Source organism: Streptomyces sp. NPDC059010 (genome assembly GCF_042740355.1).
Taxonomy (GTDB): domain Bacteria; phylum Actinomycetota; class Actinomycetes; order Streptomycetales; family Streptomycetaceae; genus Streptomyces.
In genome coordinates this window covers 249,330-272,076 of record NZ_JBHYJA010000002.1, presented here as the reverse complement: position 1 = coordinate 272,076, position 22,747 = coordinate 249,330, and the positions used below count along the sequence as shown (strand labels likewise).

17 protein-coding genes are annotated in these 22,747 nt (G+C 71.5%); 11 read left to right on the top strand and 6 right to left on the bottom strand.

Annotated elements, in window-relative coordinates:
• The first annotated feature begins 17 nt into the window (after positions 1–17).
• From ACFWYS_RS03365 to ACFWYS_RS03350, 4 genes are all read left to right on the top strand, one after another.
• Positions 18–596 (top strand): hypothetical protein, encoded by a 579-nt coding sequence (locus ACFWYS_RS03365; protein WP_384762632.1) that lies wholly within the window; start codon positions 18–20, stop codon positions 594–596.
• Between the two features lie 215 nt (positions 597–811).
• Complete coding sequence (locus ACFWYS_RS03360; RefSeq protein WP_384762630.1) at positions 812–1,006, top strand: hypothetical protein; 195 nt, start codon at positions 812–814, stop codon at positions 1,004–1,006.
• A gap of 179 nt (positions 1,007–1,185) precedes the next feature.
• A complete protein-coding gene (locus ACFWYS_RS03355) occupies positions 1,186–4,230 on the top strand; it encodes an AAA family ATPase (protein WP_384762628.1) in 3,045 nt (1,014 codons plus the stop codon).
• Positions 4,231–4,284: 54 nt separating this feature from the next.
• On the top strand, positions 4,285–4,494 hold the full coding sequence (locus ACFWYS_RS03350) for a DUF6191 domain-containing protein (RefSeq protein ID WP_384762627.1): 210 nt from the start codon (positions 4,285–4,287) through the stop codon (positions 4,492–4,494).
• Positions 4,495–4,520: 26 nt separating this feature from the next.
• On the opposite strand, the gene ACFWYS_RS03345 is transcribed toward ACFWYS_RS03350, so the two are convergent.
• Entirely contained in the window at positions 4,521–5,723 is a 1,203-nt protein-coding gene (locus ACFWYS_RS03345; protein ID WP_384762625.1) for a PQQ-dependent sugar dehydrogenase, read from the bottom strand.
• Positions 5,724–5,988: 265 nt separating this feature from the next.
• On the bottom strand, positions 5,989–6,987 hold the full coding sequence (locus tag ACFWYS_RS03340; RefSeq protein WP_384762623.1) for an aldo/keto reductase: 999 nt from the start codon (positions 6,985–6,987) through the stop codon (positions 5,989–5,991).
• A gap of 75 nt (positions 6,988–7,062) precedes the next feature.
• On the opposite strand from ACFWYS_RS03340, the gene ACFWYS_RS03335 reads away from it, so the two are divergent.
• From ACFWYS_RS03335 to serA, 6 genes are all read left to right on the top strand, one after another.
• A complete protein-coding gene (locus ACFWYS_RS03335) occupies positions 7,063–8,013 on the top strand; it encodes a 2-hydroxyacid dehydrogenase (protein WP_384762621.1) in 951 nt (316 codons plus the stop codon).
• 445 nt (positions 8,014–8,458) lie between these two features.
• Positions 8,459–11,524, top strand: coding sequence for a putative bifunctional diguanylate cyclase/phosphodiesterase (locus tag ACFWYS_RS03330; RefSeq protein WP_384762620.1), 3,066 nt, complete (start codon positions 8,459–8,461; stop codon positions 11,522–11,524).
• 237 nt (positions 11,525–11,761) lie between these two features.
• Positions 11,762–13,618: an acetolactate synthase large subunit gene (locus ACFWYS_RS03325; protein ID WP_384762618.1), complete on the top strand. Its 1,857-nt coding sequence runs from the start codon at positions 11,762–11,764 to the stop codon at positions 13,616–13,618.
• 22 nt (positions 13,619–13,640) lie between these two features.
• Positions 13,641–14,168 carry an acetolactate synthase small subunit gene (ilvN, locus tag ACFWYS_RS03320; RefSeq protein ID WP_384762616.1) on the top strand — a complete coding sequence of 176 codons (528 nt, stop codon included), beginning with the start codon at positions 13,641–13,643 and terminating at the stop codon, positions 14,166–14,168.
• Positions 14,169–14,296: 128 nt separating this feature from the next.
• On the top strand, positions 14,297–15,295 hold the full coding sequence (ilvC, locus tag ACFWYS_RS03315) for a ketol-acid reductoisomerase (protein ID WP_272121842.1): 999 nt from the start codon (positions 14,297–14,299) through the stop codon (positions 15,293–15,295).
• Positions 15,296–15,525: 230 nt separating this feature from the next.
• Entirely contained in the window at positions 15,526–17,115 is a 1,590-nt protein-coding gene (gene serA / locus ACFWYS_RS03310) for a phosphoglycerate dehydrogenase (RefSeq protein WP_384762614.1), read from the top strand.
• Between the two features lie 10 nt (positions 17,116–17,125).
• Here serA and ACFWYS_RS03305 read toward each other — a convergent pair whose 3' ends face one another.
• Positions 17,126–18,673 (bottom strand): MFS transporter, encoded by a 1,548-nt coding sequence (locus ACFWYS_RS03305; protein WP_384762612.1) that lies wholly within the window; start codon positions 18,671–18,673, stop codon positions 17,126–17,128.
• A gap of 109 nt (positions 18,674–18,782) precedes the next feature.
• Here ACFWYS_RS03305 and ACFWYS_RS03300 point away from each other — a divergent pair, with 109 nt between their 5' ends.
• Positions 18,783–19,367 (top strand): TetR/AcrR family transcriptional regulator, encoded by a 585-nt coding sequence (locus tag ACFWYS_RS03300; RefSeq protein WP_384762610.1) that lies wholly within the window; start codon positions 18,783–18,785, stop codon positions 19,365–19,367.
• On the opposite strand, the gene ACFWYS_RS03295 is transcribed toward ACFWYS_RS03300, so the two are convergent.
• Genes ACFWYS_RS03295 through ACFWYS_RS03285 form a run of 3 tightly spaced genes read right to left on the bottom strand, consistent with a single transcriptional unit; the run spans position 19,321 to position 22,745 of the window.
• Positions 19,321–20,034: an ATP-binding cassette domain-containing protein gene (locus ACFWYS_RS03295; RefSeq protein ID WP_384762609.1), complete on the bottom strand. Its 714-nt coding sequence runs from the start codon at positions 20,032–20,034 to the stop codon at positions 19,321–19,323. The genes ACFWYS_RS03300 and ACFWYS_RS03295 overlap by 47 nt on opposite strands.
• On the bottom strand, positions 20,027–20,980 hold the full coding sequence (locus ACFWYS_RS03290) for an ABC transporter ATP-binding protein (RefSeq protein ID WP_384762607.1): 954 nt from the start codon (positions 20,978–20,980) through the stop codon (positions 20,027–20,029). Before ACFWYS_RS03290 ends, ACFWYS_RS03295 begins: the two co-directional genes overlap by 8 nt.
• Positions 20,970–22,745: an ABC transporter permease subunit gene (locus ACFWYS_RS03285; RefSeq protein ID WP_384762605.1), complete on the bottom strand. Its 1,776-nt coding sequence runs from the start codon at positions 22,743–22,745 to the stop codon at positions 20,970–20,972. The genes ACFWYS_RS03290 and ACFWYS_RS03285 overlap by 11 nt, the downstream gene beginning before the upstream one ends.
• Between the last annotated feature and the right edge of the window lie 2 nt (positions 22,746–22,747).

Below are 22,747 nucleotides of genomic sequence, written 5' to 3'. Positions count from 1 at the left end.
TCCGTACGGTGCGAGACATGGGAACGAAGACAGTGGACGAGACCGGGGCCGAGACGGGCACCGAAGCGAAGACCGATGAGGAGAAGGTGGACGTCGTCAAGACGACCGACGCCGCCGGCTCCACCGACGCCGACGAGGTGGCGGAGCACGACGACGCCGAGGACGAGGTGACCGCCGAGGCCACGGAAGCGGGCTCCTCCGCCGTCGGCCAGGGCGCGGGCGCCGTGGTCTCCGTGGCGCTCGCCCTGGTCTCCCTGACCGGTGGCTGGCTGGGCACGATCGCCTCCGCGCGGCAGAACCTGATCGCCCAGCTGGAGTCCTCGGCGTCGCAGTCCCAGGACGTCTCCCAGCTGCTTGAGCGTGGCTACGGGGACGCCTGGCAGGCCACCGCCCTGTGGGCCGGCGCGTTCGCGCTGGCCGCGCTGATCGTCGGCGTCGTGGTGCTCGCCCGTCCCGCGTTCGGGACGCCCGGCAAGCCGCAGGCCGTCTGGATCAAGTCGGTCGCCTGGGGCGGTGTCGCGCTCGGCGTCATCGGCCTGCTGCTGGCCGTACTCAAGTACACCGACGCGCTGCTGGGTCTGCCCTCAGCGGGCTGAGCCGCCGGATTCACCGCAGATCCCGAGGGGTCTCAGGGCCGCCGTAAGCACCTTAGACGGCGCCCTGAGGCCCCTCACGCATGTCTAAGGCCCCTCCCTCCGGCGAAGATGCGGAACTCTCCCGATGTGGCGGACCCCCCTGGGAGACGAAGGTTGAGGCATCGCAGCAAGCGATACCGAAACCGACTCTCACCAGACAGAACGAGGGACCCGCCATGTATGCGTACGAGCTTCACCACCTCCGTTCCACCGAACTGATCCGCAAGGCCGAGCACGAGCGCCTGGCCCGCGAGGCCCTCCGCCTCCGCCGCGCCGCCCGCCGCGAGGCCACGGAACGCTCCACCGAAGGTGCGGCGACGGAGGAACATACCTCCCGCTTCCGCAGGCACCGGCACCCACGTGCCGCGTGACGGCGGGGGACACGGGGGTCGGGGGAGTTTCATCCCTGGCCCCCGGTCGGCATCTTCCAGCCCGTCCGGATCTCTCAGCCCGTCCGGCGCTTGAGGACAAGGCCCCGTCAGGGCCGAAGCGGGGCTCTGGGGGCGGCAGCCCCCAGAAAACCGGTGCCGGACTGTCAGCGGCGCGTGCGATGCTCGCCCCCGTGGAGAGCCGGTCCGTAAGCCCTGTGTTCGTCGGTCGCGCAGCAGAGTTGGAGACGCTGCACGACACCCTCGCCCAAGCCGCCGCAGACGACCCGCAGGCGTTGGTGATCGGCGGTGAGGCCGGGGTCGGCAAGACGCGTCTCGTCGAGGAGTTCGCCACCGCGGCCGCCCGTGAGGGCGCCGTCGTCGCGCTCGGCGGCTGCGTCGAGATAGGCGCCGACGGCCTGCCGTTCGCCCCCTTCTCCACCGCCCTGCGCGCCCTGCGCCGCGAACTGCCCGAGGAACTCGCCGCCGCGGCCGCCGGCCAGGAGGAGGAACTGGCCCGGCTGCTCCCCGAGTTGGCCGACACGGCCCCCGCCCGGCGCCCGGACCGGTCCGACGAGGAGGGCATGGCCCGCCTCTTCGAACTCACCGCCCGCCTCCTGGAGCGCGTCGCCGCGCATCGCACGGTCGTCGTCGCCCTGGAGGACCTGCACTGGGCCGACGCCTCCACCCGCCACCTCCTCGCCTATCTCTTCCGCACCCTGCGCACCGGCCGCCTCGTCGTGCTGGCCACCTACCGCTCCGACGACATCCACCGCCGCCACCCGCTGCGCCCCCTCCTCGCCGAACTCGACCGACTGCGCACGGTCCGCCGTATCGAACTCGGCCGCTTCAACCGCGCCGAGGTGGGCCGTCAGATCGCCGGCATCCTCGCCGCCGAACCCGCGCCGGCCCAGGTCGACGAGATCTTCGAACGCTCCGACGGCAACGCCTTCTTCGTCGAGGAACTCGCCGTCGCCGCCCACGAGGGCTCCTGCGCCGGACTCACCGACTCGCTGCGTGACCTGCTCCTGGTCCGGGTCGAGCGGCTGCCCGAGAGCGCCCAGCGGGTCGCCCGGATCGTCGCCGAGGGCGGCTCCACCGTCGAGTACCGGCTGCTCGCCGCCGTCACCCGGCTCGCCGAGGACGACCTCATCGAGGCACTGCGGGCCGCCGTGAACGCCAACATCCTCATCGCCACGCCCGCCGGCGACGGCTACCGCTTCCGGCACTCCCTGGTCCGCGAGGCCGTCGGCGACGACCTGCTGCCCGGCGAACGCTCCCGCCTCAACCGGCACTACGCCGAAGCCCTGGAGGCCGACCCGACGCTCGTCCCGGCCGACCAGCGCGTCATGCGGCTGGCCAGCTACTGGTACCACGCCCACGACCCCGCCAAGGCCCTGCCCGCCGTCCTGGACGCCTCCGTCACCGCCCGCCGCCGGCACGCCCACTCCGAGCAACTGCGGCTGCTGGAACGCGCGATGGAACTGTGGGACTCCGCCCCGGAGGACATCCGCGCCGCCCTGCGCCCCGTCGACTACACCGAGGTCTACCCGCCCTGCGGCTGCGACCCCGCGACCACCCCCCTGCGCTACCTCGACCTGATGGCCGAGGCCGCCGTCGCCGGACGCCTGTGCGGGGAACGCGAACGCGCTCTGAAGATCACCAAGCGGGCCCTGCACCTGCTGGAGGAAGAGGGCGACCCGCTGCGCGCCGCCTGGTTCTGGGTGCAGCGCTCCCGTCTGATCCAGGCCCTGGCCCGCGGCGACGGCTGGCAGGAACTCGGCACCGCCCAGCAGTTGGTGCGCGGCCTGCCACCGTCCGAGGTGCACGCCGAGGTACTGGCCACCGCGGCCGGCTGGTCCATGCTGCACAACCCGGGCCCCGAGGCCGTCTCCGCCGCCGAACGGGCCGTCGAGTACGCGCGCATGGTGGGCGCCGAGGACATCGAACTGAACGCCCGCCTCACCCTCGGCGGACTCATGGTCGACGCCGGCCAGATCGAGACCGGACTGGCCCAGATGTACGAGGTGAGGGACGAGGTACTGGCCCGCGGCCTCACCGCCGTCGTCGGCCGCAGCCATGTGAACCTCCCGTCCTCCCTGGAAGGCATCGGCCGCTCCGAGGACTCCGTCGGCCTTCTGCAGGAAGGTCTGCGGCTGACCCAGAAGATGGGCCTGCGTGACTCCGAGGCCTGGGTCTGGGCGAACCTCGCCGAGTCGCTCCTCTCCCTCGGACGCTGGGACGAGGCCGCCGAGGCCGCGGTCAACGCCCAGCGCACGGGACAGTCCGCCAAGCCGGGCGGCGGGGGCTCCAACTCCCTCGCCCGTCTCGCGCTCGCCCGCGGCGAGGTCGCCGAGGCCGTCCGCCACCTCGCCGCCGCCCGCGCCTCCTACGGCACCCACGACCCCATGCCGCAGAACAACCTCCCGATGTCCTGCCTCACCATCGGCACAGCCGCCGCCGAGGGCCGCCTCCTCGACGCGCGAGCGGAAGCCGACCGGGCCCTGAGCGCCGGCTTCCCGCCCGGCACCCAGCGCTACGCCTGGCCGGTGGTGCTGGCCGCCGCCGTCTCCGAGGCCGATGCCCGCGCACTGCCCGCCGCCCAGGACGGCCGCACCGCCTTCCTGGAACGGCTCTCCGAGGCCTGCCGCAAGCTCACCACGGGCGCGCCCCTGTGGCTGGCCTACGAGAAGTGGACCCGAGCCGAACTCGACCGCGCCCGAAGCCGGGCCACCCCCGACACCTGGTCGGACGTGGTCACCGCCTTCGAGGCGATGGGACGCCCCTACGACCTGGCCCAGGTCCGTCACCGGCTGGCCGAGGCGCTGCTCGCGATCGGCGGCGACGACGAGCGCGCCCGCGCCACGGAACTGCTCCGCCTGACCCATGCCACCGCCACCCACCTGGGCGCCCGCCCCCTCGCCGACGCCACGGCCCACCTGGCCCAGCGAGCCCGCCTCGCCCTCACGGCAGCCCCGCACTCGCCTTCCGCGCACCCCGCCGAATCCCTCGGCCTCACCACCCGGGAACGGGACGTCCTCCGCCTGGTCTCCGCAGGCCGCACCAACCGCCAGATCGCCGAGGAACTCTTCATCTCCCCGAAGACGGCCAGCGTCCATGTCTCGAACATCCTGGGGAAGCTCGGCGTCTCGGGGAGGGGCGAGGCGGCCGCGGTGGCGCATCGGCTGGGGCTGTTTCCGGCCGAAACGCTCGCCTACGGGAGCTGACACTGAGATATACGCTGTAAAAGTCCGTAGGGACGTCGGTCCTGTGGAGGTCCAGTGTTCAACGCGTTCGAGGAACTCTTCTCCCCTGGCCGCAAGCACACCAGCGACGAACAGAAGCGACTGGAACTGACCCGCGAGGACGTCGGGGACAACGACCCCGGACGCGGGCCGATAGATCTCGCGTCCGGGAAGGTGGTCGTACGGCCGCCCGAGCCGTCGGCCGAGGAAGACGACGAGGGCGACGAGGGCGACGGCAGGGAGTGACGGCAGGGAGTAGGGAGTAGGGCCGCTCAGCTCACCCGCACCTCCAGAATCCGGTCGTCCCCGTCCTTGGGGTCGCCTCGCCCGTCCGTATTGCTCGTCGTCAGCCACAGCTTGTCGCCGCCCGCCGGGACCACCGTCCGCAGCCGGCCGTACTTGCCCTCCAAAAACGCCTGCGGGGCCGCCGATGCCTCCGTGCCGTTCAGCGGGATGCGCCACAGGCGCCGGCCCTTCAGACCGGCCATCCATATGGAGCCCTTGGCATAGGCGATGCCGCTGGGGGAGGCGTCGTCGGTTGCCCACTGGGCCAGCGGATTGCGGTACTTGGCGTCGTCCGACTTGCCCTCGACCTCCGGCCAGCCGTAGTTGTCGCCAGGCTTGATCGCGTTCAGTTCGTCCCAGGTGTCCTGGCCGAACTCCGAGGCGAACAGGCGCTGTTTGGAGTCCCAGGCGAGGCCCTGCACATTCCGGTGGCCGTACGAGTACACGGGGGAGTCGGGGAACGGGTTGCCGGGGGCCGGTTCGCCCTCCGGTGTCATGCGCAGGATCTTGCCGCCCAGGGACTTCTTGTCCTGCGACAGCCCCGTGTCACCGCTCTCACCCGTGCCCGCGTACAGCATCCTGTCGGGGCCGAAGGCGATCCGGCCGCCGTTGTGGATATAGCCCTTGGGGATGCCCCTGAATATCGTGTCGGGCGCGCCCAGCTGCTCGCCGGACGGCTTCTGCTCGTCGTACAGCATGCGGACGATGCGGTTGTCCGAGGCCGAGGTGAAGTAGGCGTAGACCATGTGATCCGAGGCGTAGTCCGGCGACAGCGCCAGGCCCATGAGACCGCCCTCGCCCGCGGGTGACACCCCCGGTACCTCGCCCAGCTCGGTCTTCTTGCCGGTCTCCCCGTCGACCCGCGTGATCGTGGCCTCGTCTCGGGAGGAGACGAGCAGGTCGCCGTCGGGGAGGGGAGCCAGACCCCAGGGCGTCTTCAGACCCTCGGTGACCGTGCGCACGACCTTGACCGAGCCCTGTGCCGGTGGGGTCTCGGCCGCCTGGCGAGTGGGCGACGACCCTCCGGCCGTGGCGGTACTGGATGCCGCGCTCTCGCCCTCGCCCGGTGACCCTCCGTCGTCGGAGGAGCAGCCGGCCGTCAGCAGGAGTGCGGCCGCGGCCCATACGGCCGTCACAGCTCGACGATGCACGATCACGGTCCCTTCGACGCGGCCGGTTCTACTCTTCATACACCGCTCGCGCCTCAGAGGTTCCCGATCCATGAACCCCGAATCAGCGCCGCCCGGCCCACGACGGGACCGGATCCCCCGGCCGGTTCCCGCCGGGCTCTCCACGAGGCTCTCAGCCGACTCCGACCGCCTGGCCGGATACCGCCCGGCCGTCAGCCGGATCGAGCCCCGGCCGGTCTTGGCCAAGCTCTCCGCGGGCTCCGACCGCCTGGACGGGTGCCTGGGCGGATGCCTGGCGGATGCCGCCCGGGCGCTCCGGCGGACGTCAGTCCCAGGACCCCAGCGCCCCCGGCAGGTCCGCCACCTCGGCCAGATCCTGCTCGGTCAGCCGTACCGCCTCGGCCCCCGCGTTCTGCGTCACCCAGCGCTCCTGCTTGGTCCCGGGCACCACGACGACATGCCGCCCCTGGGCCAGCACCCACGCCAGCGCCACCTGCGCCGGTGTGACCCCGTCCCCGTGCCGGGCCGCGATCCGGCGCAGGCCGGCCACGATCGGCTGGTTCGCCGCCATCATCTCCGCGGTGAAGCGCGGGTGCCGGGCGCGGACGTCGTCCGGCTCGAAGCCCTCGCCGGGGGTGAGCGTGCCGGTCAGGAAGCCGTTGCCCAGGGGCATGGCCGCCAGGAAGCCGATGCCGCGCGCCGCGCACCACGGCAGCAGCGTCTCCAGCGCCTCCGGCGACCACACCGACAGCTCCGCCTGCACGGCGCTCACCGGGAAGACCTGCTGCACCCGCTGCAACTGCCGGATCGTGGCATCGTGCAGGCGGGTCCCGGAGCGACGGCCACCCCGCGCGCCCACCGCGCACAGCCCCAACGCCCGTACTTTTCCGGCCTGGACGAGCTCCGCCATCGCGCCCCACGTCTCCTCCACGGGGACTTCGGGGTCGGCGCGGTGCAACTGGTAGAGGTCTATGACGTCCGTCTGCAGCCGGCGCAGGGAGGCGTCGCAGGCCCGTTTCACGTAGCCGGGGCGGCCGTTGGCCACGATGTGCTGTTCGCCGACGAGCAGCCCGACCTTCGTCGACACGAACGCGTCCTGGCGGCGCTCCTTCAACACCCGCCCCAGCAAAAGCTCGTTGGTGAACGGGCCGTACATATCGGCCGTGTCCAGCAGCGTCGAGCCCAGATCGAGTGCCCGGTGCACCGCCCTGAGCGACTCCTCGCCCCGCTGCCGCGACGAGCTGTACGCCCAGTTCATCGGCATGCACCCGAGCCCGACGGCCCCCACCGCGAGTGCCGCCGCGCCGATCGTCCTGCGCTCCACCTGGCCGTAACCCTCCCTCTTCCGGCACCCCAACCTAACCTCTGCACTCCTGTTCGCCTGACATAGCCTCCTGACATGACCGCTGACGTGTGGCTCCCCATCCCGCCCGAAGACATCGAGGGCCTCCCGGAAGGCCCCAACTACCGCTATTGGGACGGCGCCGAGGACTTCCCCGCCGACCCGGCCGCGTGCGTCTTCTACGTCGTCCCGTACATGAAGCCACCCGGGCTCGGGCAGCGTCCCCTGCCGCGGATGAGCTCCGTCGAGGTCGTGCAGACGCTCTCCGCCGGCGTCGACCATGTGGAGCCGGGTCTCAAGCACCTGCGCCCCGGCGTGCGGCTGTGCAACGCGCGCGGGGTGCACGAAGCGAGCACGGGTGAGCTCACCCTCACGCTGATCCTCGCCTCCCTGCGCGGTGTCCCCGACTTCGTGCGGGCGCAGGACAAGGGGGAGTGGCTCGGCGGATTCCGGCCCGCGCTGGCGGACAAGAACGTCCTCATCGTGGGATACGGCTCGATCGGTGCCGCCATCGAGGACCGGCTCGCACCCTTTGAACTCGCGCGGGTGGCGCGCGTCGCGCGCTCTGAGCGCACCACGGCGCGCGGACCCGTGCATCCGCTCACCGAACTGCCCGCCCTGCTGCCGGAAGCAGACGTCGTCATCCTGTCCACCCCCCTCACGGACACCACCCGTCACCTGGCCGACGCCGACTTCCTGGCCCGGATGAAGGACGGCGCGCTGCTGGTCAACGTCGCCCGCGGTCCCGTGGTCGACACCAAGGCGCTGCTCGCCGAGTTGGAGACCGGGCGCATCACCGCGGCCCTGGACGTCACCGACCCTGAACCGCTGCCCCGGGAGCACCCCCTGTGGCGTGCGCCGGGCGTGCTGATCAGCCCGCATGTGGGCGGGCCGACGTCCGCGTTCCTGCCGCGCGCCAAGCGGCTTCTGGTGGACCAGTTGCGTCGTTATGTGAACCGGGAGCCGTTGCGCAACGTGATCCTTACGACGGGCGCGCCGCGCGCGTGACGCTCACGGGCTGAGCGTCGCGCGGGTGTCGCGTACGCCGCGTGCAACAGGCTCGTCATCCGCTTCGAGTACCCTCCGCAACCTCATGGAAGCGGTCCGTACTCGCATATGCGCTGGTCGTCACGGAGCGTAGAGGCACTATGTCCCTGAGTGACGAGACTGGTGTATCGTCCCGACAGGGGTTGCGCCGCGCACGTTCGGCGCCGGGGATGGACATTTCAGATTTGTGAGGGGGGCGACGGGCGATGCACGGCCTATGGACGAGCGATCCGACGCGACGGGGCCGCCGTCGGCGACCCTGGGTCACGGCCGCGCGCAGACGCGGCCACCAAGGCACTCACGGCTGCCGTCACAACCATCACCACCGCAGGCACGGCAGGCGGCATGCGCAGCCGGCGCACCGGGACCCCCGGGACCCGGGAGCGGCGCGGACCGGGAGGGCCCGGTGAGCTCGCCGCCGCCCCCCACGACGACCCTCGACTCGGCGCTGCGGGCACAGCCCTCGTCGGCGGCGATGCTGCCCCGGCTGTCGTCATCCGGCGGCGGTTCGGGCATGGTTCCGCAACTCGTTCTGGCCCTGCTGTGCGCGGGCTACGCCGTCGGCTCCGCGCTCGGCTGGGGATCGGATCAAGTCGCGCTGATCATGGGCGACTTCGGACTGGCCGCCGCGGCCGGTGCCGCCGCCGTGTCCTGCTTCCGCTACGCCCGTAGCCGGCGTATCCGCTTTCGACCCGCCTGGCTGCTGTTCGCCCTCTCCTCGGCGATGGCGGCCCTCGGCAACCTGGTCTGGGGGTGGTACGAGGTCGTTCTGCAGCGGCCCGTGCCCAGCCCCTCCTACGCCGACGGGTTCTTCCTGTGCTTCGCGCCGCCCGCCATCGTGGGACTCCTGGTGCTCGCCAAGCGACCGGTGACCAAGGCCGGCTGGGTCTGCCTCGGGCTGGACGCCTGGCTGATCGGCGGCTCGCTCCTGACACTGGCGTGGAGCCTCGCCCTGGCCCAGGCGGCCAAGCTCGACTCCGGCGGTGGGATCAGCGTGGCGCACACCGCGCTCTCGCTCGCCTACCCGCTGCTCGACATCGCCCTGGTCAGCATGGTGCTCGCGCTGCACTTCCGCCGCTCCTCGGCCAACCGCACCGCGGTCAACACGGCGATCGGCGCGCTCGCCCTGACCGTCATGTGCGACGCGCTGTTCACCTCGCCGCTGCTGCACAACAACTACCGCTCGGGCCAGCTGCTCGACGCGGGCTGGTTCGCCGGCTCGCTGCTCCTGGCGTACGCCCCGTGGGCCGCGCCCCGGCGCGGGCAGGAGGAGGCCGACCGGCACCCCTCGGCGGGGCACACGCGCGTGGTGCACGAGCATGTGCCGGGACAGCGCGGCGGAAGCCACCACCACACCCCCGCGCAGGGAGGTGATCACACCCGGTACCCGGCCACCCGGCCGATCTCCGGCTCCCTGGCCGCCCTCACGCCGTACCTCGCCGCCGCCGTCTGCACCCTGGGGATCCTCTACAACGTCCTCAACGGCCGCAGCGTCGACCGCGTGGTGCTCATCACCGGCGGCACCGTCGTGCTCGCCCTGGTGGTGCGCCAGGGCATCATGCTGCTCGACAACATCACCCTGACCCAGGAGCTGGCGCAGAAGGAGAACCACTTCCGCTCCCTGGTGCAGGGCTCCAGCGACGTCATCATGATCGCCGCACCCAACGGCATCCTCCGGTACGTCTCCCCGGCCGCCGCCGGGGTCTACGGCCGCTCCGCCGAGGATCTGGTGGGTACGGAACTGGCCAATCTCATCCACCCGGAGGACCTGGGCTGCGTGGTGCACGAAGTGCGCCGCTTCCTCGCCGCCAGCCCACTTGAGGAACCCACTACGCGCATCGAGTGCCGCTTCCGGTCCGGCGAGGACAGCTGGCTCAACGTCGAGTCAACGGTCAACCGGCACCACGGCGGACTCATCTTCAACAGCCGGGACGTGACCGAAAGAGTGCGCCTGCAGGCGCAGCTCCAGCACAACGCCGAGCATGACCCGCTCACCGACCTGCCCAACCGCGCGCTGTTCACCCAGCGCGTGCAGCAGGCCCTCTCCGGCCGCCGTGCCTCCGACCGGGGCCTCGCCCTGCGCAACACGGCCGTGCTCTTCATCGACCTCGACGGCTTCAAGGGCGTCAACGACACGATCGGACACCAGGCCGGGGACGAACTGCTCGTCCAGGCCGCCCGCAGACTCCAGGACACGGTCCGGCGCGGGGACACCGCGTCCCGGCTGGGCGGCGACGAGTTCGCGGCCCTGATCGTCGGGGACCACACCCGGGACCGCACCGCCCGCGAACGGCACATCGTGGAGCTCGCCGACCGGCTCAGACTGACCCTGTCGCAGCCGTACCTCATCGACGGCAACGATGTCCGTGTCAACGCCTCCATCGGCGTCGCCTTCGCCGAGCCGGGCCTCGGCGCGGGGGAACTGCTGCGCAACGCCGACCTGGCCATGTACCGCGCCAAGGCGGGCGGCAAGGGCCGCGTCGAGCTGTACAAGCCGCAGATGCAGCAGGACGTCGTACGCAAGGCGGAGCTGGCCACACGTCTGCGGGCCGCGCTGCACGACGGCGAGTTCGCGCTGCTGCACCAGCCGGTGGTGTGTCTGGCGGACGGCCGGATCACCTCGGTCGCCGCCCAGGCGCGCTGGCGGTCCTCGCAAGGGGTGCTGTTCACGCCCGCCGAGTTCCTGCGGGTGGCCGAGGACAGCGACAAGACCGCCGAGCTGGGCCGCTGGATGCTGGAGGAGGCCGTCGAGCAGGCCGCCGAACGCACCGCGACGGGGCTCGCCGTACCCGTCGTCGTGCGGATGGGCGCGCGCCGGCTGCTGGACCGGTCGATGCCGCTCGGCTCGATCGAGGCGCTGCTGACCCGGCACGGGCTGCCGTCCGGGTCGCTGGTCATCGAGCTGTCCGACCTCGACCCCCGCGCCTCGCTGGACGAACTGGAGCGCCGTCTCAGCGGCCTGCGCAGAATCGGTGTGCGGGTCGCCCTGGACGGCTTCGGCAGCGGGTTCGCGGCGATCACGGCCCTGCGCCGGCTCCCCGTCGACGTCCTCAGGCTCGACCGCAGCCTGGTCGAGGGAGTCGTCGAGTCCGCCCGGCTGCACAAGATCACGGGTGGGCTGCTGCGGATCGCCGGGGATCTCGGGCTGCAGTCCGTGGCCGACGGCGTGGACCTGCCGGAGCAGGTCGTCGCGCTGCGCGCGATGGGGTGCACACACGGGCAGGGCATGGCGTTCTCCGGGCCGCTGGACGAGTACCGGCTGCGCCGGGCGCTCAGTTCCGGCCACTATCCGGTGCCGCACGGGCCGGTGGAGCCCGCCTTCGCGGGTGGTGTGAGAGAGCCGAACGGACGTGTTGGAGGTGAACGCGCCCTGGACAGGGGTGCGGGGGTGTACACCGGTGGTGTGGCCGCTGTTCTCGGAGGCGGAAGTGCCCTCCGCTCACATAATGAGACTCCCGTCCCACCCACTTGACACCGGGTGTGCGCCGGGGGGAGGGTCAGTGCCATGCGCACCCGAATTCTCGTACTTGGAAAGCGCGTCGGCTGAAGCTGGTGACGTCCGGACAGAACCGGAACTCCCAGCGACCACACCCGGCGCGCTCCCCTCGCTTGCCTTTTGGCACGAGGGGTTTTTTGTTGCACAGGCGCCATTCGTGCAACGCCCGAACTCCGCTCAAACCTCGCAAAAACCCTCAGCATCGAGAAGAGAATGCCGATGACCGAGCAGGCCTCCGGGGCCCATAATCCGCAGCCACGGCCCCGATCCGGAGGACAGCAGCCCGTGACCGAGCACGTCACGGGTGCGCAGTCCCTCATCCGTTCCCTTGAGGAAGTCGGCGCCGACACGGTATTCGGTATCCCCGGCGGTGCGATCCTTCCGGCGTACGACCCGCTGATGGACTCCACCAAGGTCCGCCACGTCCTGGTCCGGCACGAGCAGGGCGCCGGCCACGCGGCCACCGGCTATGCGCAGGCCACCGGCAGGGTCGGCGTCTGCATGGCGACCTCCGGCCCCGGTGCCACCAACCTGGTCACGCCGATCGCCGACGCGCACATGGACTCGGTGCCGCTCGTGGCGATCACCGGGCAGGTCGCGTCCAAGGCGATCGGTACGGACGCCTTCCAGGAGGCGGACATCGTCGGCATCACCATGCCGATCACCAAGCACAACTTCCTGGTCACCAAGGCCGAGGACATCCCGCGGGTGATCGCCCAGGCGTTCCACATCGCCTCGACCGGCCGCCCCGGCCCGGTCCTGGTCGACATCTCCAAGGACGCCCTCCAGGCCAGGACCACCTTCTCCTGGCCGCCCACCATGGACCTGCCCGGCTACCGGCCCGTCACCAAGCCGCACGCCAAGCAGATCCGCGAGGCCGCCAAGCTGATCACCGCCGCCAGGCGGCCGGTCCTCTACGTCGGCGGCGGGGTCATCAAGGCCGGCGCCACCGCCGAGCTGAAGGTCCTCGCGGAACTCACCGGAGCGCCCGTCACCACCACCCTGATGGCGCTCGGCGCATTCCCCGACAGCCACCCGCTGCACGTGGGAATGCCGGGCATGCACGGTGCGGTCACCGCCGTCACCGCGCTGCAGAAGGCCGACCTGATCGTCGCCCTCGGAGCCCGCTTCGACGACCGCGTCACCGGCAAGCTGGACAGCTTCGCCCCGTACGCCAAGATCGTCCACGCCGACATCGACCCGGCCGAGATCGGCAAGAACCGCGCCGCCGACGTGCCGATCGTCGGTGACGCCCGCGAGGTCATCGCCGACCTGGTCCAGGCCGTCCAGAAGGAGCACGCCGAGGGCCACCAGGGCGACTACACCGCCTGGTGGAACGACCTCAACCGCTGGCGCGAGACCTACCCGCTCGGCTACGACCAGCCCGAGGACGGCTCGCTGTCCCCGCAGCAGGTCATCGAGCGCATCGGACAGCTCGCCCCCGAGGGCACGATCTTCGCGGCGGGCGTCGGCCAGCACCAGATGTGGGCCGCCCACTTCGTCCAGTACGACAGGCCCGCCACCTGGCTGAACTCCGGCGGCGCCGGGACGATGGGCTACGCGGTCCCGGCCGCGATGGGCGCCAAGGCCGGAGCCCCGGCACAGACCGTCTGGGCGATCGACGGCGACGGCTGCTTCCAGATGACCAACCAGGAGCTCACCACCTGCGCCCTGAACAACATCCCGATCAAGGTCGCCATCATCAACAACGGCGCCCTCGGGATGGTCCGCCAGTGGCAGACCCTGTTCTACAACCAGCGCTACTCCAACACCGTGCTGCACTCCGGCCCCGAGGCCGACGGCAAGCAGCCGAGCGCCGGCACCCGCGTCCCCGACTTCGTGAAGCTGTCGGAGGCCATGGGCTGCTACGCGATCCGCTGTGAGCGGCCGGAGGACCTGGACAAGGCCATCGAGGAGGCGAACTCGATCAACGACCGCCCGGTCGTCGTGGACTTCATCGTCCACGAGGACGCGATGGTGTGGCCGATGGTCGCCGCCGGCACCTCCAACGACGAGATCATGGCCGCCCGGGACGTCCGCCCCGACTTCGGCGACAACGAAGACGACTGAGCGAGAGAGACGTAAAAAGACCATGTCCAAGCACACGCTCTCCGTCCTGGTGGAGAACACCCCGGGCATCCTCGCCCGGATCGCCGCACTGTTCTCCCGCCGCGGCTTCAACATCGACTCGCTCGCGGTCGGCGTCACCGAGCACCCGGAGATCTCCCGCATCACCATCGTGGTGAACGTGATCGAGGACCTGCCACTGGAGCAGGTGACCAAGCAGCTCAACAAGCTCGTCAACGTCCTCAAGATCGTCGAGCTGGAGCCGGGTTCGGCCGTTCAGCGCGAACTCGTTCTGGTGAAGGTCCGCGCCGACAACGAGACCCGCTCCCAGATCGTCGAGATCGTCCAGCTGTTCCGCGCCAAGACCGTCGACGTCTCCCCGGAGGCCGTCACCATCGAGGCCACCGGCTCCAGCGACAAGCTGGAGGCCCTGCTGAAGATGCTGGAGCCGTTCGGCATCAAGGAGCTCGTCCAGTCCGGCACGATCGCGATCGGACGCGGCGCGCGTTCGATCACGGACCGCTCGCTGCGGGCGCTGGACCGGTCGGCGTAAGGGCGTATCGGACGGTCGGGTGACACCGGCCGTCCGGATTCCGCCCGTATAGCGAGACCCCGAAACTTCCCTTCCCCCCGCCGTCATACGGTGGGACGCAACACCTGCACACAAGGAGAGAACCCAAAGTGGCCGAGCTGTTCTACGACGCCGACGCCGACCTGTCCATCATCCAGGGCCGCAAGGTCGCGGTCATCGGTTACGGCAGCCAGGGCCACGCCCACGCGCTGTCGCTCCGTGACTCGGGTGTCGACGTGCGTGTCGGTCTGCACGAGGGCTCCAAGTCCAAGGCGAAGGCCGAGGAGCAGGGCCTGCGCGTGGTGACCCCGTCCGAGGCCGCCGCCGAGGCCGACGTCATCATGATCCTCGTCCCGGACCCGATCCAGGCCCAGGTCTACGAGGAGCACATCGCGCCGAACCTGAACGACGGCGACGCCCTGTTCTTCGGTCACGGCCTGAACATCCGCTACGGCTTCATCAAGCCCCCGGCCGGCGTGGACGTCTGCATGGTCGCCCCGAAGGGCCCGGGCCACCTGGTGCGCCGTCAGTACGAGGAGGGCCGCGGCGTTCCGTGTATCGCCGCCGTCGAGCAGGACGCGACCGGCAACGCCTTCGCGCTCGCCCTGTCGTACGCCAAGGGCATCGGCGGCACCCGCGCCGGCGTCATCAAGACGACCTTCACCGAGGAGACCGAGACCGACCTGTTCGGTGAGCAGGCCGTTCTCTGCGGTGGTACGGCCGCGCTGGTCAAGGCCGGTTTCGAGACGCTGACCGAGGCGGGCTACCAGCCGGAGATCGCGTACTTCGAGTGCCTGCACGAGCTGAAGCTGATCGTGGACCTCATGTACGAGGGCGGCCTGGAGAAGATGCGCTGGTCGATCTCCGAGACCGCCGAGTGGGGCGACTACGTCACCGGCCCGCGGATCATCACCGACGCCACCAAGGCCGAGATGAAGAAGGTCCTCGCCGAGATCCAGGACGGCACCTTCGCCCAGGCCTGGATGGACGAGTACCACGGCGGTCTGAAGAAGTACAACGAGTACAAGAAGCAGGACTCCGAGCACCTGCTTGAGACCACCGGCAAGGAGCTGCGCAAGCTCATGAGCTGGGTGAACGAGGAGGCGTAAGCCTCAGCCGACGGGACCGGAGCATGCCGCTCCGGTCCCGTTGTCCATCCCGTCGCGTCACGGACGGGTGATCCTTCCACAGAGGCACAGGACCGCCTCCGTCACGGCACTACACTGCCGTACTACATACGCGTCAGGCCCACAGCGTCGTGCGTCTTCCACGCGGCCAGTACCCTCCACCGCCTGCGGCCGTCGGGACGGCCGTCCGCATTGGACATGTGAGGACTCACGTGAGCTCGAAACCCGTCGTACTAATTGCCGAAGAGCTGTCGCCTGCCACTGTCGACGCCCTTGGCCCCGACTTCGAGATCCGCCACTGCAACGGAGCGGACCGAGCCGAGCTGCTCCCGGCCATCGCCGGCGTGGACGCGATCCTGATCCGCTCCGCCACCAAGGTGGACGCCGAGGCGATCGCCGCCGCCAAGAAGCTCAAGGTCGTCGCGCGAGCCGGCGTCGGCCTGGACAATGTCGACGTCTCCGCCGCCACCAAGGCCGGCGTGATGGTCGTCAACGCCCCCACCTCGAACATCGTGACCGCCGCCGAGCTGGCCTGCGGTCTGCTCGTCGCCACCGCCCGCCACATCCCGCAGGCCAACGCCGCGCTCAAGAACGGCGAGTGGAAGCGCAGCAAGTACACCGGTGTGGAGCTCGCCGAGAAGACCCTCGGTGTCGTGGGTCTGGGCCGCATCGGTGCGCTGGTCGCCCAGCGCATGTCCGGCTTCGGCATGAAGGTCGTCGCCTACGACCCGTACATCCAGCCCGCGCGTGCCGCGCAGATGGGCGTCAAGGTGCTGTCGCTGGACGAGCTGCTTGAGGTCTCCGACTTCATCACCGTCCACCTGCCCAAGACCCCCGAGACCGTCGGCCTCATCGGCGACGAGGCGCTGCGCAAGGTCAAGCCGAGCGTGCGCATCGTCAACGCCGCGCGCGGCGGGATCGTCGACGAGGAGGCGCTGTACTCCGCCCTCAAGGAGGGCCGGGTCGCCGGCGCCGGTCTCGACGTGTACGCGAAGGAGCCCTGCACGGACTCCCCGCTGTTCGAGTTCGACCAGGTCGTCGCCACCCCGCACCTCGGCGCCTCCACCGACGAGGCGCAGGAGAAGGCCGGTATCGCCGTCGCCCGCTCGGTGCGCCTCGCCCTCGCCGGTGAGCTCGTGCCCGACGCGGTGAACGTCCAGGGCGGCGTCATCGCCGAGGACGTCAAGCCGGGTCTGCCGCTCGCCGAGCGCCTCGGCCGGATCTTCACGGCGCTCGCCGGTGAGGTCGCGGTCCGCCTCGACGTCGAGGTGTACGGCGAGATCACCCAGCACGATGTGAAGGTGCTGGAGCTCAGCGCCCTCAAGGGTGTCTTCGAGGACGTCGTCGACGAGACGGTGTCGTACGTCAACGCCCCGCTGTTCGCCCAGGAGCGCGGCGTCGAGGTGCGGCTGACCACCAGCTCGGAGGCGACCGACCACCGCAACGTCGTCACCGTGCGCGGCACGCTCTCGGGCGGCGAGGAGGTGTCGGTCTCCGGCACGCTGGCCGGCCCCAAGCACCTGCAGAAGATCGTCGCGGTCGGCGACTACGACGTCGACCTCGCGCTGGCCGAGCACATGGTCGTCCTGAAGTACGAGGACCGTCCCGGTGTCGTCGGCACCGTCGGCCGCATCTTCGGCGAGGCCGGCATCAACATCGCCGGTATGCAGGTCTCGCGGGCGGTGGCCGGTGGCGAGGCGCTCGCCGTCCTCACCGTCGACGACACGGTGACGCAGGCCGTGCTGACGGAGGTCGCCGAGGAGATCGGCGCGACGTCGGCCCGGTCGGTGAACCTGGTCTGACATCGCCTTCTCAAACGCCGGACGTGCTGAGTTCGCTCGGCTCGTCCGGCGTTTCGCATGCATGCTCCCGCACCTCGACGCGGCGCAGCGTGAGCACCGCCAGCGCCGCCGCCCCCGCCAGCAGTACCGCCCCCGCGATCGCCGCCCCCTGCATTCCGCTGGTGAACGCCTCCCGAGCCACCCTGGCCAGGCCCGGGACCTGGTCGGCGACCGCCAGCGCTCCGCCCAGCGTCTCGCGTGCCACCTCCGGGGCCGAGGCCGGGATCTCGTGGCGGTAGACCGCCGTGCCGATCGAGCCGAGGACGGCCATGCCCAGCGCCCCGCCGAACTCGGCGCCGGTCTCCATCAGGGAGGACGCCGTGCCCGCCCGCTCCACCGGGGCGCTGCTCAGCGCGAGGTCCATGATCTGGGACATCACCACGACGCACCCGACGGCGAGGACCGCGCACGAGACCAGCACCAGCACCATCGAGTCCGTATCGGCGAGGGCCAGTAGCCCGAACCCCGACGCGGCGATTCCAAAGCCCGTCGCGACGACGTGGGCGCGGCCCACGCCCTTCTGTACCAGCTGGGTCGCGATCGGCGCGGCCGCCCCGATCGGCACCGACGGGAGCAGCGCCCACAGGGCCGCCTCCAGCGCGCTCTTGTCGAGCACGGACTGGATGTACTGCGTGGTGAAGTAGGCCGCACCCATCACCCCGAACGCGGAGAGGAGGTTCAGGGTGACCGAGGGGGCGAAGCCCCGTCCGCGGAACAGTTCCGGGGAGATCATCGGTGCCGAGGCCGTGCGCTGGCGGTGCACGAAAAGGGCCGCGAACAGCAGGCCGACGGTGATGGAGACGACGTAGCGGACGTTCCAGCCCTCGGACGGGATCTCCTTCAGGCCGTAGATCACGGGGAGCACGGCGGCCATCGACAGCGGGACGCTCAGCCAGTCGAAGCGGCCGGACGAAGGGTTCTTCGACTCAGGGAGCAGCGCCGGGCCGAGGACGAGCAGCAGGGCCATCGCGGGCAGGTTGACCAGGAAGACCGAGCCCCACCAGAAGTACTCGACCAGCACCCCGCTCATCACCGAGCCGAGTGCGATCCCGGCCGTCATCACGCCGGACCACAGTCCGATCGCCTTCGCGCGCTGGGCGGGGTCGGTGAACATCGCGCGGAGCATGGCCATCGTGGACGGCATCAGGGTCGCGCCGCCGATGCCGAGGAGTGCGCGGGCGGCGATCAGCATCTCGGCGCTGGTGGCGTACGCCGCCGCCAGTGAGGCCGTGCCGAAGGCGGCGGCGCCGATCAGCAGGAGGCGGCGGTGGCCGATGCGGTCGCCGAGCGAGCCCATCGTCATCAGCAGGCCGGCCAGGACGAAGGCGTAGATGTCGAAGATCCACAGCTGCTGGGTGCCGCTCGGCGCCAGGTCCGCGCTGATCGCCGGGATCGCGAAGTAGAGGACCGAGACGTCCATCGAGACCAGCAGCAGCGGGAGCATCAGCACGCCGAGGGCGGTCCATTCGCGGCGGCCGGCGTGGGTGGGCGGGGTGGTGGTGCTCGGATTCGTTGGCATGCCGGTGAATGTACGCGCGTCTTAGACGGCTGTCTAGGACAAGCGTATAGAACGCTCGTGTAAGACAGTCGTCTAGGACGGGTGTATGGATCCGGGATAGGGTGGGTGCATGGGACACCGCGAGGATCTGCTCGAAGGCGCCAAGCGCTGCCTGCTCGCCAAGGGCTTCGTGCGTACGACGGCGCGTGACATCGTCAAGGAGTCGGGGACCAACCTGGCCTCGATCGGCTACCACTACGGCTCGAAGGACGCGCTGCTCGCGCAGGCGTATGTGGCGCTGGTCGAGGGGATGGGCGACGCCTTCGAGGGCGACGGGGCCGGTGGGATCACCGCCGAGCCCGGCTCGGTCGAACGGTTCCGGCAGGTGTGGTCGAACATCATCGGCACCATGCGCGAACCCGGTTCGCTGTGGCGGCTCAGCATGGAGATCGTCGTCATGGGTGACCAGCTGCCCGAGGTCCGCGACCATCTCGCGGTGGCCCAGCGGGAGGCCGGGCGCGGACTGATTCCGCTGCTCATGGGCGGCCGGGAGGAGGATGTGCCGGACGAGGCCGCGGACACCCTCGGCATGTTCTACGTGACCCTGATGACCGGGCTCATCGCGCAGTGGACCTTCGACCCGAAGACCGCGCCCACCGCGGAGCAGCTCACCGAGGGGCTGCGTCAGGTGATCGAGGCCGCCACTCGGACGTGACCCGCCCGTCCCGCATCTCCAGCACCCGGTCAGCGACATGCCGTACGACGGCCCGGTCGTGGCAGATGAACAGGTAGCCGAGCCCGAGGTCGTCCTGGAGGTCGGCGAGCAGGTTGAGCACGCCGGCCCGGACGGAGGGGTCGAGGGACGAGACGGGCTCGTCGAGGATCAGCAGCCGGGGATCGGAGGCCAGCGCGCGGGCGATCCCGACGCGTTGGCACTGCCCGCCGGAGAGTTCGTGCGGACGCCGGTCGCCGTACGACGGGTCCAGGCCGACCCGGTCGAGGAGCTCGGCGACCCGGGCGGGGCCGTCGGTGCCGTTCCAGCGGCCCCGCACCTTCAGCGGTTCGGCCACCGCGTCGCGGATGCGGTGGCGGGGGCTCAGTGAGCCGTACGGGTCCTGGAAGACGGGTTGCATACGCGGGCGGAGCGGACGCAGCTCGGGGTCGCTGAGGGTCGTCAACTCCCGTCCCTCGAAACGGACTTCGCCGGAATCCGGGCGGCGCAGCTGGAGGACGGCCAGGGCCGTCGAGGACTTGCCGCAGCCGGACGGGCCGTTGAGGGCGAGGGTCTCGCCGGCGGCCAGGGTGAAGGAGACGCGGTCCACGGCGGTCACGTCGCCGTAGCGGACGACGAGGTCGCGGACGTCGAGCAGGGCGTCACTCATGGAACAACTCCGTTGCCGGGTACGGAAGTTCGGCCCACTGGTAGCAGGCCACCAGCCGTCCCTCCACCTCCTGCGGCTCCGGCTCCGCCGTATGGCAGGGGTCCGCCGCGAGCGGGCAGCGCGGGCTGAAGGCGCAGCCCGGGGGGAGGGCGGCCGGGGCGGGCGGGGCGCCGCGCAGGGCGGGGAGGCGGCGGCCCGGGGGTGCGTGCCGGGGGAGGGAGGCCAGCAGGCCCGCCGTGTAGGGGGCGCGGGGGCGGTCCAGCACCTTGCCCGCCCGGCCGAGCTCGGTGAGGCGTCCGGCGTACATGACCAGCACACGGTCCGCGTGGTCCCGTACGACGTCCATGTCGTGGGTGACGAGGACGAGCGCGGCGCCCACGGCCTCCCGCTGCTCGGCGAGCACCCGCAGCACCTGGTCGCGGCGCTCCTCGTCCAGGGCGGTGGTGGGCTCGTCGGCGACCACGACGTCGGGTTCGTTGACCGTCGCCATGGCGATGACCGCGCGCTGGCGCATGCCGCCGGAGTACTCGTGCGGATACGCCCGTGCCTTGCGGGCGGCGTCCGGGATGCCGACCCGGTCGAGCGCGGCGACCGCCCGGGCCCGGGCCTCCTTGCGGGAGACGCGGGCCACCGAGCGTACGGCGGCGGCGAGTTGGTCGCCCACCGGGTGCACGGGGGACAGGGCGGACAGGGCGTCCTGCGGGACGAGGGAGATTCGGCGGCCGCGGTGCGCCGCGAGGTCCGGCTCGATCGTGCCGCTCCTCGTCGCGCCCCGGGGCAGCATGCCCAGCAGGGCCCGGGCGGTGAGGGACTTGCCCGCGCCCGACTCGCCGACGATCGCGAGGGCCTCGCGCGGACGGACGTCGAAGGACAGACCGCGCACGACCTCGACACCGTCGAAGGCGATCCGCAGCTCACGCACCGAGAGGAGCACATCAGACGGCAACGGAGGCCCCCTTCTTCTTCGTTGCGGGCTTCTTCGTCGCGGGCTTCGTCGCCGACGGCGCGGCTCGCCGTACCCTCCGGCCGCCCCGCACGGCTGCCGCCCCCGACACCGCCAGCCCCGCCAGCAGGGCCAGGGCGACGGCCGGGGCGAGGGCGGCCCAGGGGGCGCGTTCGACATAGGCGCGGGACTCGTCGAGCAGCAGGCCCCACTCGGGGGCGGGCGGCTGGGCGCCGAGGCCCAGGAAGCCGAGGGAGGCCAGGGCGAGGGCGATACCGGGCAGCCGGAGCAGGGCGTGCCGGGCGACCGGGGCGGCGACGGACGGCAGGACGTGCCGGGTGAGGATCCACAGCGGGCTTGCGCCCATGGCCCGTTGGGCGGTCAGGAACGCCGACGCCCGCACCTCCTGCACCAGCGCCGCCGCGTGCGCGGACAGCGCGGGCCAGGAGATCAGTGCCACGGCGAGGGCCGCGCCGCCCGTGCCGGGGCCGGTCGCCGCGGCGACCAGGATGCCGACGATCACCGGGGGCAGCGCGTTGGCGATGTCCGCCGCGCCCGCCGCGACGCCGGGCAGGAAGCCGAGGGCGAGCGCCAGCAGCAGGCTCAGTACGCAGATGGCGGCGGCCGTGCCGACCGTCGAGGCGGCACCGTGGCCGAGCCGGGCGAGGACGTCGCGGCCGAGGGCGTCGGTGCCGAGCGGGTGCGCCCAGGTGGGGGCGGCGAGACGGGCAGCCGGGTGCACGGTGTACGGGTCGCGCAGCAGGCCCCAGCCGATGGTCACGGCGAGGACCGTGAACAGGGTGAGCGGGATCGCCGGGTGGGCACGGACCGGGCGGGCCGGGGGCAGCGTCAGACCGGCGTCACGCAGCGCGGGGCCCAGCAGCCACCGGCGCGTGAGCGCCGCCGCCACGCCCGCGACCAGGCCGAGCAGCAGCAACGCCAGCACCGAACCCTGGAGCAGCGGAAGGTCCTGCGACTTGGCCGCGCCGAGCGCCGTACGGCCGATGCCGGGCACCGCGAACACCATCTCCACCGCGACCGCCCCGCCGGTCAGACCGACGGCTGCCATCCCGAACTGCGGTACCAGCGGCGGCAGTACGCGCTTGAGGGCGGCCCCCGCGATCGCCGTACGGCTCACTCCCGCGCCCCGCCACAGCTCCACCCACCGCTCGTCGAGGACGGCGGGCAGCGCGTCCGCGACCAGCCGGCCGAGCAGACCGCCCGCCGGGACGCCGAGCGCGATCGCGGGCAGCACCAGATACTCGGGGCCCGCCCAGCCGGCCGTCGGCAGCCGGCCCAGCCACACCCCGCACACCAGCAGCGCGACGGTGGCCAGCAGGAACTCGGGAACCGCGGCGAGCATGGCGGCGAAGGCACCGGCCGATCCACGCCCCCGCACCAGCACCGGCGTCACCAGCAGGGCGCCCAGCACGATCGCGACACCGAGCGCCGCGCCCATCAGGCCCAGCGACACCTGGAGCCCGGCGACGACGGACGGCAGCACGTCGGTGCCCGACACCCAGGAGGTGCCGAGGTCGCCGCGCAGCAGGTCAGAGGCCCAACTCCCCAGCAAGGAAAGGGGGCCGGCGTCCAGCCCGAGGTCCTCGCGGATCGCGGACAGGGCCTCCTCGGTGGGCTCCCGCTCGGCCGACCGGGCGCGCAGCACGGTGAGCGCGGGGTCCCGGTGCGCGAGCCAGGGCAGCAGGCCGACGGTGGCCAGTACGGCCACGAGACAGCCGAGGCGGGTCAGTCCGGCCGGACTGATCAACC